This is a genomic window from Plantactinospora sp. B6F1, assembly GCF_040120695.1.
Taxonomy (GTDB): domain Bacteria; phylum Actinomycetota; class Actinomycetes; order Mycobacteriales; family Micromonosporaceae; genus Plantactinospora.
On the sequence record NZ_JBEEAC010000035.1, the window covers coordinates 38,198 to 52,187 of the forward strand.

Genomic DNA, 13,990 nt, shown 5'->3' on the forward strand with positions numbered 1-13,990 from the left:
GGTGAAGGTTTTCACACCTCTTGGTCCTGAACTGGCCGGACGGCGCATACTTGCGATCGACCGGTACCACTTATCGAGGACTGGATCATTGCTATGAGCGCTTCCGCGCGCCCGCGTACCGCCGCCTCCGGCGGGACGGACCGGCCAACGGCCGCCGCCCCGAGCCGTGACCGCGCCGGCCAGGGCCAGACGCCGCCGCAGCGTCCCCGCCAGCTCACCGTCGGCGTGATCGGCGCCGGCCGGGTCGGTGCCGTGCTCGGTGCCGCGCTGGGCCGGGCCGGACACCGGGTGGTCGCCGCCTCCGGGGTCTCGACCGCCGCCCGGGACCGGATCGACCGGCTGCTGCCGGGGACCACCGTACGCCCCGCCGACGAGGTGGCCCGGGCCGCCGTCGACCTGCTGCTGATCGCCGTACCGGACGACGCGCTGGCGCCGGTGGTCGCCGGTCTGGCCGGGACCGGTGCGCTCCGGCCCGGACAGGTGGTGACACACACCTCCGGCGCGCACGGCCTCGACGTGCTCGCCCCGGCCGTGGCGGTCGGGGCACTCCCGCTGGCGCTGCACCCGGCGATGACCTTCACCGGTACCGCCGACGACCTGCACCGGCTGCCGGGCATCTCCTACGGGGTGACCGTGCCGGAGCGACTGCGGCCGTTCGCCGTCCGGCTCGTCGCCGACCTCGGCGGGGTACCGGAGTGGGTGGCCGAACCGGACCGTCCGCTCTACCATGCCGCCCTCGCGCACGGCGCGAACCATCTCGTCACGCTGGTCAACGAGGCGGTGGACCTGCTCCGCGCCGCCGGGGTGGCCCAGCCGGCGAAGGTGCTCGGCCCGCTGCTCCGGGCCGCCCTGGACAACTCGCTGCGGCTCGGCGACGCGGCGCTGACCGGGCCGGTGTCCCGGGGCGACGCCGGTACGCTCGCCCGGCACCTGGACCGGCTGGCCGTCACCGCTCCGGAGTCGGTGCCCGGCTATCTCGCGCTGGCCCGGCGTACCGCCGACCGGGCGATCGCGACCGGCCGGCTCCGCCCGGCCGACGCCGAGGTCCTGCTCGGGGTGCTGGCCGACCGGGACCGGAAGGCGCTGGCCGACCGCGACCGGAAGGCGCTGGCCGACCGGGACCGGAAGGTCGCCGCCGCGTGACCGGCGGGAAGGGGGAGCCGAGATGACCACGGTGCTGCGTACCCGGGCAGAGCTGGCGGCCGCGCGGGCGTCCCTGCCGGGGAGGCTGGCGGTGGTGATGACCATGGGCGCCCTGCACTCCGGGCACGAGGCGCTGCTGCGGGCGGCCCGGGAGCAGGCCGACACGGTGCTGGCGACGATCTTCGTGAACCCGCTCCAGTTCGGCCCGAACGAGGACTTCGACCGGTACCCCCGGACCTTCGAGGACGACCTGGCGGTCTGCCGGGGGGCCGGGGTCGGGTACGTCTTCGCCCCGTCGCGGGAGGAGCTGTATCCGGACGGCGAGCCGATGGTGCGGGTCGACCCGGGCAGCCTCGGCGAGGAGCTGGAGGGCGCCAGCCGGCCCGGCTTCTTCACCGGGGTGCTGACCGTGGTGGCGAAGCTGCTCAACCTGCTCCGGCCGGACGTGGCGCTCTTCGGCGAGAAGGACTACCAGCAGCTCACCCTGGTCCGCCGGATGGTCCGGGATCTGGAGCTGGACGTGGCGATCGTCGGTGTGCCGACCGTACGCGAGCCGGACGGGTTGGCCCTGTCCAGCCGCAACCGCTACCTCTCCACACAGGAGCGGAGCGCCGCGCTACGGCTGTCGGCGGCGCTGCGGGCCGGCAACGCCGCCGCCGGGGCCGGTCGGGGTGCCGACGCCGCCCTCGCCGCCGCATACCGCGCCTTCGGCGACGGTACGACCGGCGCCAAGCTGGACTACCTGGTGCTGACCGCCCCGGACCTGGGCCCGGCGCCGGCCACCGGCCCGGCCCGGATGCTGGTGGCCGCCCGGGTCGGCTCCACCCGGCTGATCGACAACATGCCGGTCGACCTGGCTCCGGCTCCCGACCCGGGCGACTGAGGCGTCGACCTCCCGAGACCGTCCGAGAACCCTGCCGCACGGAGGACGTACCGATGTTCCGCACCATGCTCAAGTCGAAGATCCACCGGGCCACGGTGACCCAGGCGGACCTGCACTACGTCGGCTCGGTGACCATCGACGCCGACCTGTTGGACGCCGCCGACCTGCTCCCCGGCGAGCAGGTCGCGATCGTGGACGTGACGAACGGGGCGCGGCTGGAGACGTACGTGATCGCCGGTGAGCGCGGCAGCGGGGTGATCGGCATCAACGGCGCCGCCGCGCACCTGGTGCACCCCGGCGACCTGGTCATCCTGATCTCGTACGGCCAGATGGACGACGCCGAGGCGCGGACGTACCAGCCGCGGATCGTGCACGTCGACGCGAAGAACCGGGTCATCGAGCTGGGCGCCGACCCGGCGGAAGCCGTACCCGGGATGGTCGGTGACCCGGTCCGGGGTGACCTCGTCACGACCGGCTGACCGACCCGCTCGCCCGGGGCGCCCGCCGGCACCCGGTTGCCACCCGGTCGAACCCCGCCCCCTCCCCGCTGACCAGCCTGTTCGGCGCGTCGGTCAGCCCGAGGCGACCCGCCGGGGAGATGATCTCGCCGTCCGGATGACCCCGCCGGTTAACGTAGGGTGCAGCCATCCGGACTGTTGGTCGCCCTGGGGAGGACGCGATGCGCCGTTGGATGAGCGCCCTGGCGTTGGCCGGGGCAGTCCTGCTCGGCGTCGCCGGCTGCGCGCCTCCGGACGGTACCGACGGCGACCTGACCAACGGCTGGGCTCCGGTCGGCGAGCCGGCGGTCTTCACCCCGACGGCCGAGACCTGCCACCGGGCCGACTTCTCCGAGACGGTCTACCTGTCGTCGTACGTGCCGGTGGACTGCACCGACAACCACCGGCTGGAGACCGTGCACGTGGGCACGTTCGCCGGGGCGGGCGAGGCGGAGAAGCCGCCGGCACCCGGCTCGCCGCAGTTCACCACCGCGTACGCCGAGTGCGACAGCCGGGCGCGCGGCTTCCTCGGCGCCGACTGGCGTACCGGCCGGTTGTGGCTCGGGGTGGCGGTGCCCTCCCCGAAGGGCTGGCTGGCCGGGGCCCGGTGGTTCCGTTGCGACCTCACCGAACTGTCCAATGTCGAGGAGGATGGCGAGGCGGTCAGCCGGACGGCGAGCCTGAAGGGCGCGCTGCGCGAGGCCGGGCCGTTGCGGCTGGGCTGCTACGCCACCACCGTGACCCGGACCGAGACCATCGACCGGATGCCCCCGGTGGAGTGCTCGGCCCGGCACAACACCGAGTTCGCCGGGGTGTGGCGGGCACCGGCGACGTTGAAGTACCCGACGGCGGATCGGGACTGGCAGCCCCTCTACGACGGCTGTTACAGCGTCGCGGCCCGGTTCGTCGCGGTGTCGCAGAGCACGATCCGGTTCCGTACCGGTGTCGTGGCGCTGCCCGGCGGCCGGGACGACTGGACGGCGGGGAACCGGGGCGTCCGCTGCTATCTGTGGGTCTCCGAGGGCAGGTTCACCCGCTCGCTCAAGGGTGCCGGCGCCGACGCCCTACCGATCCGGACCCGCTGAGCGCCCGCCGATCCGGCCCGCTGAGCGCGGTCGATCCCGCAGCGGAGGGTCGTTCCGTCCGGATCGGGGAGCGTCGTAGGCCACTTCTCCCGCCCCCGGGCCCCCCGACAGCCCCGGCACGGGGTTGACTGGAGCGATGCAGTTTCCGACCGTCGACCTGCCGGTGGTACCCCGGTTGCTGGCCGCGCCGGCACCCGGTTGGGTGGAGACGACCGACGTGATCGTGATCGGGTCGGGCATCGCCGGGCTCACCGCCGCGCTGCACCTGCGCGAGGCGGGGCTGCACGTCACCGTGGTGACCAAGGTCAACATCGATGACGGCTCGACCCGGTGGGCGCAGGGCGGCATAGCGGCCGTACTCGATCCGCTGGACACCCCCGCCGCGCACGCCTCGGACACCGAGCTGGCCGGGGTCGGGCTCTGCGACCCGGCGGCGGTACGGGTGCTGGTGGCGGAGGGGCCGAGCCGGCTGCGGGAGCTGATCCGGACCGGTGCCGAGTTCGACCGCAACCCGGACGGCTCGCTGATGCTCACTCGGGAGGGCGGCCACCGGGCGGACCGGATCGTGCACGCCGGCGGCGACGCGACCGGGGCCGAGGTGCAGCGGGCACTGCACGCTGCGGTCGGCCGCGACCCCTGGATCCGGCTGGTCGAGCATGCCCTGGTCCTCGACCTGCTCCGGGCCCCGGACGGCGGCTGGGCCGGTCCCGGACGGGCCTGCGGGATAACCCTGCACGTGCTCGGCGAGGGCAGTGAGGACGGGGTCGGTGCGATCCTGGCCCGGGCGGTGGTGCTGGCCACCGGCGGGATGGGGCAGATCTTCGCCGCCACCACCAATCCGGCGGTCTCCACCGGGGACGGGGTCGCCCTGGCGATGCGGGCCGGCGCCGCCGTCACCGACCTGGAGTTCGTCCAGTTCCACCCGACCGCGCTGATGGCGTCGGCCATCCCGGACAGCGACGGCGTCCCGGACAGCGACGGCGTCCCGGCCCTGGCCGCCCAGCAGCCGCTGGTCTCCGAGGCGCTGCGCGGTGAGGGCGCGTACCTGGTCGACGCGGACGGCAAGCGGTTCATGGTCGGCCAGCACGAGCTGGCCGAGCTGGCGCCCCGGGACGTGGTCGCCAAGGGAATACACGGGGTACTGCTGGCCACCGGCGCCGACCACGTCTTCCTGGACGCCCGGCACCTCGGGGCGGAGTTCCTGGCCCGGCGGTTCCCCACCATCGTCGCCTCCTGCCGCGCCGCCGGGATCGACCCGGCCGAGCAGCCGATCCCGGTCGCTCCGGCCGCGCACTACGCCTCCGGCGGGGTCCGCACCGACCTGCACGGCCGCACCTCCATCCCCGGCCTGTACGCCTGCGGCGAGGTCGCCTGCACCGGCGTGCACGGCGCCAACCGGCTGGCCAGCAACTCGCTGCTGGAGGGGCTGGTCTTCGCCCGCCGGATCGCCCAGGACATCGCCCGGGATCTGCCGGCCCAGGTCGAGCCGGTCCGGACCGGGGCGTGGCAGGGCGGCGCGGGCGCGACGATCGACCCGGCGGTGCGGCCGCGCCTGGCCAGGGCGATGACCAGGGGCGCCGGGGTGCTCCGCTCCGCCGACTCGCTGCGGGCGACCGCCGCGGAGCTGGTCACCCTCGGCGCGACCCGGGCCGCGCCGCGTACCGCGAGCTGGGAGGCGACCAACCTGATCACGGTGGCCGCGGCGCTCGTCGGTGCGGCGTACGCCCGGCAGGAGACCCGGGGCTGCCATTGGCGCGAGGACTTCTCGGAATCGCGCGACGATTGGCTCGGGCACCTGGTCGGGTCGATCGGTCCGGCGGGCAACCTCGAACAGGACTGGGAGGCACTGTGCTGACAGACTCGACCACGCGGGCGCTGCGGGACGCCGGGCTCGACCCGGTGGAGGTGGAACGCATCGTGCGGGGGGCGCTGGACGAGGACCTGGGGCCGGAGCGGCTGGACGTGACCAGCGTGGCGACGATTCCGGACGACCAGGTCGACACCGCCGACCTGGTGGCCCGGGCCGACGGGGTCGTCGCCGGACTGGCGGTGGCGGCGGCCGTCTTCGAACTGGCGGCCGGCGCGGACGTCCGGGTGCTGCCGGTGGCGACCGACGGCGCCGAGGTCGGCGTGGGGGACGTGCTGGCCACGGTGACCGGGCCGACCCGGGGGCTGCTCACCGCCGAGCGGACCGCGCTGAACCTGCTCTGCCGGATCTCCGGGGTGGCGACGCACACCCGCGCCTGGGTGGCGGCGCTGGGCGGCGGCAAGGCGACCGTGCTGGACACCCGCAAGACCACTCCCGGGCTGCGCCCGCTGGAGAAGTACGCGGTCCGGGCCGGCGGCGGCGCCAACAAGCGACTCGGGCTGTACGACGTGGCGATGATCAAGGACAACCACAAGCTGGCGGCCGGCGGTGTCGGTCCGGCGTACCGGCGGGTCCGGGAGGCGTTCCCGGCGGTGCCGATCCAGGTCGAGGTGACCACGGTGGCCGAGGCGCTGGAGGCGGTCGAGGCGGGCGCCGACTTCCTGCTCTGCGACAACATGTCCCCGGCGCTGCTGACCGAGGTGGTGGCGGCGGTGGGCGACCGGGCCGAGCTGGAGGCGACCGGCGGGCTGACCCTGGCCACCGCCGCCGAGTACGCGGCGACGGGTGTCGACTACCTCTCGGTTGGGGCGCTCACGCACTCCTCGCCTATCTTGGACATCGCACTGGACCTCCGCTCGCGCGCCGCGTAGCGGCGGGACGCGCCACGACTCGGGGTTCGGGACTGACGACATGCTGCTCTGTATCGACATCGGCAACACCAACACCGTGCTGGCGACCTTCGAGGGCGAGAAGCTGGTCCACTCCTGGCGGATCAAGACGGATGCCCGGTCCACCGCCGACGAGCTGGGGCTGAAGCTGCGCGGCCTGCTGGCCGCCGGCGCGGTGGAGGTCACCGGGGTGGCCGCCTGTTCGACGGTGCCGGCGGCGCTGCGCTCGCTGCGTACGATGCTGGCCCGGTACTACGGCGACATCCCGTACGTGATCGTCGAGCCGGGGGTGAGGACCGGGGTGCAGTTGGCGATCGACAACCCGAAGGAGGTCGGCGCCGACCGGGTGGTCAACACCCTGGCCGCGTTCACCCTCTACGGCGGGCCGTCGATCGTGGTCGACTTCGGCACCACCACCAACTTCGACGTGATCAGCGGCCGGGGCGAGTTCCTCGGCGGTGCGTTCGCGCCCGGCATCGAGATCTCCTTCGACGCGCTCGCCGCCCGGGCCGCCCAGCTGCGCAAGGTCGAGCCGGCGGTACCCCGTTCGGTGGTCGGCAAGAACACCGTCGAGTGCCTCCAGGCCGGGATGTACTTCGGTTTCGCCGGTCAGGTGGACCGGATCGTCGAGCGGATGATCGACGAGCTGGGCGAGGTCCGGGCGGTGATCGCCACCGGCGGGCTGGCGGCCCTGGTGATCGGCGAGTGTCGGACGATCACCCACCACGAGCCGATGATCACGCTGATCGGGCTGCGCATGGTCTACGACCGCAACCGCTGACCTTCCCCGCCGCGGCTGGTCGACCATGCCGGGGTTATCCGGTGCCCCGCCCCCGACCCACTTGAGTACGCTCGGGGCCGAACTCCGCCGACACGATTTCCCGAGGAAGCATGCCGTGAGCCAGCAGATCTCGAACCCCGCCGACCCCGTGGACGACCTTCCCGAGCAGATGCGGGTCCGCAGGGAGAAGCGGGACCGCATGCTCGCCGAGGGCGTCGAACCGTACCCGGTGGGATATCCGCGTACCGCGACTCTCGCCGAGATCCGGGCCCGTTACGCGGACCTTCCGACCGACACCGCCAGCGGGGACGTCGCCGCCGTCACCGGCCGGGTGATCTTCGTACGCAACACCGGCAAGCTCTGTTTCGCCACCCTGCGGGACGGCGACGGCACCGAACTCCAGGCGATGCTCTCGCTCGACCGGGTCGGGCAGGAGCGGCTCGACGCCTGGAAGCGGCTGGTCGACCTCGGCGACCACGTCGGGGTTACCGGTGAGGTGATTACCAGCCGGCGCGGGGAGCTTTCCGTGCTCGCCGATTCCTGGGCGCCGACCGCGAAGGCGCTCCGGCCGCTGCCGGTGGCGCACAAGCCGCTTAGTGAGGAGGCCCGGGTCCGGCAGCGTTATGTCGATCTGATCGTGCGCCCCCGCGCCCGGGAGATGGTACGCACCCGGGCGGCGACGCTGCGTAGTCTGCGCGATTCGCTGCACGCCCGGAGTTTCATCGAAGTTGAAACCCCCATGCTGCAACCGCTGCCGGGTGGGGCCACGGCCAGGCCATTCGTGACGCACAGCAATGCGTTAGACACGGATCTGTATCTGCGAATCGCCCCCGAGCTTTTTCTCAAGCGGGCGGCGGTCGGCGGCATCGACCGGGTCTTCGAGATCAACCGCAACTTCCGTAATGAGGGGGTCGACTCTTCGCACTCGCCCGAGTTCGCCATGCTGGAGGTGTACGAGGCGTACGGTGACTACGACACCATGGCGACCCTCACCCGTGACCTGGTGCAGGCAGCCGCGCTCGCCGCCGCCGGGTCTCACCTGGTCACCCACGCCGACGGCACCGAGTTCGACCTCGGCGGTCAGTGGCGTTCGGTGACCCTCTACGGCACCCTTTCCGAGGCGCTCGGCGAGGAGGTGACCGTCCGCACCGCAATGGCCGACCTGCTGGGATACGCGGAAAAGGTCGGTCTCGCGGTCGACCCGACGTGGGGTCCGGGCAAGCTCGCCGAGGAGCTTTTCGAGGAGCTGGTCGTCCCGACGCTGCGCCAGCCCACCTTCGTCCGGGACTACCCGGAAGAGACCAGCCCGCTGGTCCGGGCGCACCCTGACGAGGCGGGCCTGACCGCGAAATGGGACCTCTACGTGCTCGGTTTCGAGCTGGCCACCGGCTACACCGAGCTGGTCGACCCGGTGGTGCAGCGGGAGCGACTCGTGGCGCAGGCCCGGCGCTCGGCCTCCGGCGACGACGAGGCCATGCGGCTCGACGAGGACTTCCTGCGGGCCATGGAGTACGGAATGCCGCCGCTCGGGGGCATGGGAATGGGAATCGACCGGCTGCTGATGGCCCTCACGGGCCTCGGAATTCGGGAAACCATCCTCTTCCCGATGGTCCGACCCGAGTAGTGTCGCCGCACGACTTGTCGGGTAGTTTCGCCGTCCTATTGACGGAGCAAGCATCTAACGGGCTATTGTGCTCTTGTTTGCGGCGAACCTGCTCGAAAGGATAGCGACACGTGGCCAAGCAGATCATTCACAAGCTGGTCGATGACCTGGACGGCGGAGACGCGGACGAGACCGTCAAGTTCTCGCTCGACGGCGTGCAGTACGAGATCGACCTGTCGGAGAAGAACGCCGGCAAATTGCGGGAGCTATTCGCCCCGTACGTCGCCGCCGGGTCGAAGGTGGGCCGGGGTGGCGTGGTCGTCGGCGGCCGTGCCGCACGGGGGCGGGGTGGCGCGACCGCCGACCGCGAGCAGAACAAGGCGATCCGGGCCTGGGCCAAGAAGGAAGGCAAGGACATCTCCGACCGCGGGCGGATCCCGCAGGAGATCGTTGACGAGTACCACGCCAAGGCGGGCCGCTAGCGGCCGGCGCTTCCGTGGTCCCCGCGCGGGATGGGTGGACGATCAGTCCCCCATCCCGCGCATTTCTGTGTGCTGTGGGCAAGTATGAGAGGATTAGGGCGAGTGTCCGCTTCGTCGGCCGGTCGTCGAGCCGGATCACCGACCGGGGCCCGGTCGCCTCGGTCGCCTCGGTCTTCGAGTTCGACGGGTCGGTGATCCCGGTCGCTTCCCGCCCGCCGCGCAACCGCCGGTGGCGAGGTGTCGTCCGCGCGGCCGTCGCCGTCGGGAGCGATCTGTCGGTCCCGGGAACAACCTGACGGCCCAGGCGTTGTCCACAACCAGTGGACGAAGTTGTCCACAGCCTGTGGATGACGCGGGGCCGCGTCGTCCGGACGGAGGCTCGAATTTCGCTCTGCGCGTACAGCGGACGGTCCGGGAAGCATCGCTGAGCGTGGACTGTTGGTAAAAACGTCGCGTACCTGGCTCATTCCGGGAACACACGACCTCAGGAGAGTCGGCTCGCGGCGATAGAGTAAGGGAGCACGGACGTCCGCCCCGGATGTCCGGGTGGTGGCCCCGCCACGATGCTTGGACCATCAAGATCGAGTGCGCACGGCACGTGAGGAGCACGAGGGCATGTTCGAGCGGTTCACCGACCGAGCGCGGCGGGTTGTCGTCCTGGCTCAGGAAGAAGCCCGGATGCTCAACCACAACTACATCGGTACGGAGCACATCCTGTTGGGTCTCATCCATGAGGGTGAGGGCGTCGCGGCGAAGGCCCTGGAGAGTCTGGGGATCTCGCTGGAGGGCGTCCGCCAGCAGGTGGAGGAGATCATTGGCCAGGGCCAGCAGGCGCCGAGCGGGCACATCCCGTTCACGCCGCGGGCCAAGAAGGTGCTGGAGCTGTCGCTGCGCGAGGCGTTGCAGCTCGGGCACAACTACATCGGTACGGAGCACATCCTGCTCGGCCTGATCCGTGAGGGCGAGGGCGTCGCCGCCCAGGTGCTGGTCAAGCTCGGCGCCGACCTGAACCGGGTCCGTCAGCAGGTGATCCAGCTCCTCTCCGGCTACCAGGGCAAGGAGCCGGCCGCGGCCGGTACCGCGCCGGGTGAGGCCGCGCCGTCGACCAGTCTGGTGCTGGACCAGTTCGGCCGGAACCTGACCCAGGCCGCCCGGGAGGGCAAGCTCGACCCGGTCATCGGTCGGGAGAAGGAGATCGAGCGGGTGATGCAGGTGCTCTCCCGCCGTACCAAGAACAACCCGGTCCTGATCGGCGAGCCCGGGGTCGGCAAGACCGCGGTGGTCGAGGGGCTTTCCCAGCGGATCATCAAGGGCGAGGTGCCGGAGACGCTGAAGGACAAGCAGCTCTACACGCTTGACCTGGGCGCGCTGGTCGCCGGTTCGCGATACCGCGGTGACTTCGAGGAGCGCCTGAAGAAGGTTCTCAAGGAGATCCGCACCCGCGGCGACATCATCCTGTTCATCGACGAGATCCACACCCTGGTGGGTGCGGGTGCCGCCGAGGGTGCGATCGACGCGGCGAGCATCCTGAAGCCGATGCTGGCCCGTGGCGAGCTGCAGACCATCGGCGCGACGACGCTGGACGAGTACCGCAAGCACCTGGAGAAGGACGCCGCCCTGGAGCGGCGGTTCCAGCCGATCCAGGTGGGTGAGCCGTCGCTGACGCACACCATCGAAATACTGAAGGGCCTGCGGGATCGCTACGAGGCGCACCACCGGGTGAGCATCACCGACGCGGCGTTGGTCGCGGCGGCGACGTTGGCCGACCGGTACATCTCCGACCGGTTCCTGCCCGACAAGGCGATCGACCTGATCGACGAGGCCGGTGCGCGGATGCGGATCCGTCGGATGACGGCGCCGCCGGACCTGCGTGACTTCGACGAGCGGATCGCCCAGGTGCGCCGGGACAAGGAATCCGCGATCGACGCGCAGGACTTCGAGCGGGCCGCGCAGTTGCGGGACAAGGAGAAGCAGCTCCTTGGTCAGAAGGCGCAGCGGGAGAAGGAGTGGAAGGCCGGCGACCTGGACGTGGTTTCCGAGGTCGACGACGAGCAGATCGCCGAGGTGCTGGCGAACTGGACCGGTATCCCGGTCTACAAGCTGACCGAGGAGGAGACCTCCCGGCTGCTGCGTATGGAGGACGAGCTGCACAAGCGGGTCGTCGGCCAGGAGGACGCGGTCCGGGCGGTGTCGAAGGCGATCCGGCGTACCCGGGCCGGTCTGAAGGACCCGAAGCGGCCGTCCGGCTCGTTCATCTTCGCCGGTCCGTCCGGTGTCGGTAAGACCGAGCTGTCCAAGGCACTGGCGGAGTTCCTCTTCGGTAGCGAGGACGCGCTGATCCAGCTGGACATGTCCGAGTTCCACGACCGGTACACGGTGTCGCGGCTGGTCGGGGCGCCTCCCGGTTACGTCGGTTACGACGAGGGTGGCCAGCTGACCGAGAAGGTGCGGCGCCGGCCGTTCTCGGTGGTCCTGTTCGACGAGATCGAGAAGGCTCACCCGGACGTGTTCAACACCCTGCTCCAGATTCTGGAGGACGGGCGGTTGACCGACGGTCAGGGCCGGATCGTGGACTTCAAGAACACGGTCATCATCCTGACCACCAACCTGGGTACCAGGGACGTGGCCAAGGCGGTCTCGATGGGCTTCCAGGCCTCGGAGGATTCCGACTCGAACTACGAGCGGATGAAGCAGAAGGTCAACGACGAGCTGAAGCAGCACTTCCGGCCGGAGTTCCTCAACCGGATCGACGACACGATCGTGTTCCACCAGCTCAACCAGACCGAGATCCTCTCGATCGTGGACATCATGATCCAGCGGATCGAGACCCAGCTCCGTAACAAGGACATGGGCCTCGAGCTGACCGACAACGCCAAGAAGTACCTGGCGAAGAAGGGCTTCGACCCGGTGCTGGGCGCCCGGCCGCTGCGTCGGACGATCCAGCGCGACATCGAGGACAACCTGTCCGAGCGGATCCTGTTCAACGAGTTGACCCCGGGGCAGATCGTCGTCGTCGACTGCGAGGGCGACCCCGACAACACCGACAAGTCCAAGCTGGTCTTCCGCGGCGCGGAGAAGCCGGTCCCGGTGCCCGACGCGGTGCCGGCCGACCTCGGCAACACCGCCGCGGCCGGCGCGGACGAGTAGGCGGCGGCTCGGTAACAGACGGTTCGGCCCGGTGGCAGTCGCCACCGGGCCGAATTCGTTCGTGCGGAACGGGGGCTATCCGTCGGTGCCCTCGCCGGCCAGCACGCAGGTGTCGTCGACCATCTCGACCAGGCCGTCCTCGATAAGCCCGGCCAGCGCCCGGGAGCGTTGCAGGTCGTCCGACCAGACCAGATCCAGCCGGGCCCGGGGCACCGGGCCGGTAGCCTCCCGGAGTACGGCCAGCAGCTTGCCCCGGACCTGCCGGTCAGTGCCGGCGTACCGCTGTGGGCGGCGGGTCGGGCCGGACGGCGCGGTACGCCCCGACGCCCGCCACGCGCACCGGGCGGCCAGCGGACAGTCGACACACCGGGGTGCCCGGGCGGTGCAGACCAGCGCCCCCAGCTCCATGAACGCGGCGCTGGCCCGGGCGGCCCGCTCCGGTACCGCCGGCAGCAGTGCCTCGGTGGCGACCAGGTCGGCGGGACGGGTCGCCGGCCCCGCGTCCGGTTCCCCGGCAACGGCCCGGGCCACCAGCCGGCGTACGTTCGTGTCCACCACCGGATGCCGCTGGCCGTACGCGAACGCCGCTACCGCCCGGGCGGTGTAGTCGCCGACGCCGGGCAGCGCCAGCAACTCCTCCAGGGTGGATGGCACCTCCCCGCCATGTCGCCGCAGTACGGCCGCCGCACACTCGTGCAGCCGCAGCGCCCGTCGGGGATAGCCGAGCCGCCCCCACATCCGGATCGCCTCGGCCGGAGTGTCGGCGGCCAGGTCGGCCGGTGCGGGCCACCGGGCGAGCCAGGCCCGCCAGGCGGGAAGTACCCGCACCACCGGGGTCTGCTGCAGCATGACCTCGCTGACCAGGATCGGCCACGCCCCGATGCCGGGCTCTCGCCAGGGCAGGTCGCGGGCGTTCTCGTCGTACCACCGGATGGCGTCGGCGGCGAGTGGTGTAGTCGACATGGCGCCGTCGATCCTGTCATGCCGGCCGGGCGCCCGGTCGCGGCCGGGCGTCCCGGAGCGTGGGCCGGAGGCCGGGTCGGGTCCCGGACGGGGTGGACGATCCGGCAGACTGCCCGGATGAACGAGCTCGCGATCACCGTCATCGGTCCGGACCGGCCCGGCATCGTGGCCGACGTGACGGAGGCGCTGGCCCAGGTCGGGGCCAACCTGACCGACTCGACCATGACCCGGTTGCGCGGGCACTTCGCGATGACGTTGATCTGCGTCGGCCCGTCCGGTGCCGAGGCGGAGGCGGCGCTCGCCCCGGTCGTCGGAAACGGCCCGCTGGTGGCGACGGTTCGCCCGGTCGGCGCCGAAGCGACGAGTACGCCGCTCGGCGAGCCGTACCTGATGGCCGTGCACGGGGCCGATCGGCTCGGCATCGTCGCCGCGCTGACCCGGGTGATCGCCGAGGCCGGCGGCAACGTCACCGACCTGACCACCCGGCTGACCGGGCCGCTCTACGTCCTCCTCGCCGAGGTGGAGTTGCGGCCGGGCGCGGCCGACGGGATTGCCGCCCGGCTGGCCGAGGTGGCCGCCGGGCTGGACGTGGAGGTCACCCTGCGGCGAGCCGACTCGGACCTGCTGTGACCGGGAAGGACGGTTCCGG

Annotated in this window: 12 protein-coding genes; 11 read left to right on the forward strand and 1 reads right to left on the reverse strand. The window is 71.7% G+C overall.

The annotated features are described in order from the left end of the window. Nucleotides 1-93 precede the first annotated feature (93 nt). The 10 genes from ABNF97_RS28885 (at nucleotide 94) to ABNF97_RS28930 (ending at nucleotide 12,378) form a co-directional block, all read left to right on the forward strand. On the forward strand, nucleotides 94-1,143 hold the full coding sequence (locus ABNF97_RS28885) for a DUF2520 domain-containing protein (protein ID WP_130465405.1): 1,050 nt from the start codon (nucleotides 94-96) through the stop codon (nucleotides 1,141-1,143). 22 nt (nucleotides 1,144-1,165) lie between these two features. Continuing rightward, nucleotides 1,166-2,026, forward strand: a complete 861-nt coding sequence (gene panC, locus ABNF97_RS28890; protein WP_130465404.1) for a pantoate--beta-alanine ligase — start codon at nucleotides 1,166-1,168, stop codon at nucleotides 2,024-2,026. A 53-nt stretch (nucleotides 2,027-2,079) separates the two neighbouring features. Then, the gene (gene panD, locus ABNF97_RS28895) at nucleotides 2,080-2,505 is read left to right on the forward strand and encodes an aspartate 1-decarboxylase (RefSeq protein WP_130465403.1); all 426 of its coding nucleotides are present in this window, start codon (nucleotides 2,080-2,082) and stop codon (nucleotides 2,503-2,505) included. 200 nt (nucleotides 2,506-2,705) lie between these two features. Continuing rightward, a complete protein-coding gene (locus tag ABNF97_RS28900) occupies nucleotides 2,706-3,608 on the forward strand; it encodes a septum formation family protein (protein ID WP_349340465.1) in 903 nt (300 codons plus the stop codon). A 136-nt stretch (nucleotides 3,609-3,744) separates the two neighbouring features. After that, on the forward strand, nucleotides 3,745-5,463 hold the full coding sequence (locus tag ABNF97_RS28905; RefSeq protein ID WP_130465401.1) for an L-aspartate oxidase: 1,719 nt from the start codon (nucleotides 3,745-3,747) through the stop codon (nucleotides 5,461-5,463). Next, the gene (nadC, locus tag ABNF97_RS28910) at nucleotides 5,460-6,347 is read left to right on the forward strand and encodes a carboxylating nicotinate-nucleotide diphosphorylase (protein WP_349340478.1); all 888 of its coding nucleotides are present in this window, start codon (nucleotides 5,460-5,462) and stop codon (nucleotides 6,345-6,347) included. The genes ABNF97_RS28905 and nadC overlap by 4 nt, the downstream gene beginning before the upstream one ends. Before the next feature lie 40 nt (nucleotides 6,348-6,387). Next, nucleotides 6,388-7,146, forward strand: a complete 759-nt coding sequence (locus tag ABNF97_RS28915) for a type III pantothenate kinase (RefSeq protein WP_130465400.1) — start codon at nucleotides 6,388-6,390, stop codon at nucleotides 7,144-7,146. A gap of 169 nt (nucleotides 7,147-7,315) precedes the next feature. Further along, the gene (gene lysS, locus ABNF97_RS28920; RefSeq protein WP_486484993.1) at nucleotides 7,316-8,770 is read left to right on the forward strand and encodes a lysine--tRNA ligase; all 1,455 of its coding nucleotides are present in this window, start codon (nucleotides 7,316-7,318) and stop codon (nucleotides 8,768-8,770) included. Nucleotides 8,771-8,880: 110 nt separating this feature from the next. Continuing rightward, nucleotides 8,881-9,231 carry an Lsr2 dimerization domain-containing protein gene (locus tag ABNF97_RS28925; protein ID WP_130465398.1) on the forward strand — a complete coding sequence of 117 codons (351 nt, stop codon included), beginning with the start codon at nucleotides 8,881-8,883 and terminating at the stop codon, nucleotides 9,229-9,231. Nucleotides 9,232-9,846: 615 nt separating this feature from the next. Further along, complete coding sequence (locus tag ABNF97_RS28930) at nucleotides 9,847-12,378, forward strand: AAA family ATPase (RefSeq protein WP_130466373.1); 2,532 nt, start codon at nucleotides 9,847-9,849, stop codon at nucleotides 12,376-12,378. A gap of 75 nt (nucleotides 12,379-12,453) precedes the next feature. Here ABNF97_RS28930 and ABNF97_RS28935 read toward each other — a convergent pair whose 3' ends face one another. Next, complete coding sequence (locus ABNF97_RS28935) at nucleotides 12,454-13,341, reverse strand: HhH-GPD family protein (RefSeq protein ID WP_349340466.1); 888 nt, start codon at nucleotides 13,339-13,341, stop codon at nucleotides 12,454-12,456. Between the two features lie 117 nt (nucleotides 13,342-13,458). Here ABNF97_RS28935 and ABNF97_RS28940 point away from each other — a divergent pair, with 117 nt between their 5' ends. Next, on the forward strand, nucleotides 13,459-13,971 hold the full coding sequence (locus ABNF97_RS28940) for a glycine cleavage system transcriptional repressor (protein WP_349340467.1): 513 nt from the start codon (nucleotides 13,459-13,461) through the stop codon (nucleotides 13,969-13,971). Nucleotides 13,972-13,990 lie beyond the last annotated feature (19 nt).